The organism is Microvirga sp. P4_G7, assembly GCF_056401005.1.
The window spans coordinates 1-1,768 of record NZ_JBFUKD010000724.1; the positions used below are offsets into that span (position 1 = coordinate 1).

The 1,768-nt window shown below is 62.2% G+C and carries 2 protein-coding genes; one reads left to right on the top strand and one right to left on the bottom strand.

What is annotated here, in order from left to right; all coding sequences use genetic code 11:
- Positions 1-685 (bottom strand): heat-inducible transcriptional repressor HrcA (hrcA, locus tag AC1DT3_RS20015; protein WP_477466966.1); only part of this gene is annotated, 685 nt, incomplete at its 3' end.
- Positions 686-835: 150 nt separating this feature from the next.
- On the opposite strand from hrcA, the gene rph reads away from it, so the two are divergent.
- Entirely contained in the window at positions 836-1,552 is a 717-nt protein-coding gene (gene rph, locus AC1DT3_RS20020) for a ribonuclease PH (protein WP_477466965.1), read from the top strand.
- The last annotated feature ends 216 nt before the right edge of the window (positions 1,553-1,768 follow it).

Consider the following 1,768-nt stretch of genomic DNA (forward strand, 5'->3'; position numbering starts at 1 on the left):
GGACGTCGAGTTCCTGCTCCATCTGGCTGCGGGTCGCCTCCATCTCTTCCTTGAGATCGCCGAGGGTCCGCCCCTGGATTCGGGCGTTGAGATAGTTGCCCGCTTCGATCAATGCTCCGGCCGGAAGCCCGGCGGGGAGATCGAGGAGGCGGTTTTCGACGGAGCCATCGTCCGAGACCAGAACCACGAGGGCGCGGCTCGGATCGAGGCGTACGAACTCGATATGGCGCAGGCGCGTGTTGGACTTGGAGGTGACGACGACGCCGGCGCCTCGGGAGACGCCCGACAGCAAGCTGGAGGCTTCGGCGAGGGCGCTTTCGAGGGTATGTCCTGAGGCGGCCGCCTTCATCTGCGCTTCGATGCGCCCGCGCTCTTCCGCCGTGACGTCGCCGATCTCCATCATGGCATCGACGAAGAAACGCAGCCCGATCTCGGTGGGCAGCCGTCCTGCGCTGGTATGCGGAGCAAAGATCAGGCCAGCCGATTCGAGGTCCGACATGACGTTGCGGATCGAGGCCGGCGACAGCGGCATCGGCAGAATGCGGGCGAGATTGCGCGAGCCGACAGGTTCGCCGGTGGCGAGATAGCTTTCGACGATCTGTCGAAAGATCTCGCGCGAACGATCGTTCAATTCGGCGATGGCGCGGTTCTCGAAAAAACCGGAAGGGTGGCCGGGCACGTGCATGCTGTCTCGAAGGCGCTCGCTCATTTCAGTGACCCTACTATGTGCGAACGATCAAAGGTTTAAGCAAGGGTTTAACAGCCTTAGCTTGCTTTCGTCCCATGCGACCTCTTAAAGACGCAGGCTACGCACAAATCTGTGAAGGAAACTGCCATGCGGCCCTCCAAACGCGCGCCGGAAGAGATGCGCCCCGTCACCCTCGAGCGCAGCGTCGCCCGATATGCGGAAGGATCGTGTCTCGTCTCCTTCGGCAATACGCGCGTCCTTTGCACCGCATCGCTCGAGGAAAAAGGTCCTCCTTGGCTGCGCGGCACCGGCAAGGGCTGGGTCACAGCTGAATACGCCATGCTGCCGAGGGCGACCCACGAACGCACCCGACGCGAAGTGAATTCTGGCAAGCCGTCCGGCCGCACCCAGGAAATTCAGCGCTTGATCGGTCGTTCCCTGCGCGCCGTGGTCAATTTGCCGGCGATCGGCGAACGCCAGATCGTGATCGATTGCGACGTCATCCAGGCGGACGGCGGCACCCGCACCGCTTCGATCACCGGAGCGTGGGTCGCGCTCCATGAATGCTTCACCTGGATGCAGGGCCGCTCGATCATTTCGATCAACCCGTTGCGGGAGCCCGTCGCCGCGGTCTCGTGCGGAATATTCAAGGGGACGCCCGTTCTCGATCTCGACTATGCCGAGGATTCGGCCGCCGAGACCGACGCGAATTTCGTCATCACCGGATCCGGCGGCATCGTCGAGGTGCAAGGCACTGCGGAAGGCAAACCCTTCTCGGAAGAGGAGTTTTTGGCGCTTTTGCGGCTCGCCAAGGCCGGAACCGAGCAACTCATCGATCTGCAAAAGAAGGCTGTTCAATCGTAGGTTGACGCGAGCCAAACGGGATCATACTCCTCGGGGAAGAAATCATTCCCTAAGGTGACCCCTCATGGTTCGTGTGTTTCTGATTTTCCTCGCCACAATTGCCCTCTCCCAAACCGCAACGGCGGACCCGCTTCGCGATCTGGCGGGAGGGCAAAGTGGCCAGATCGAGTTCCTCTCCATCACGCCGACCGGGCCGACGGAGCTCATGGCCGGGGG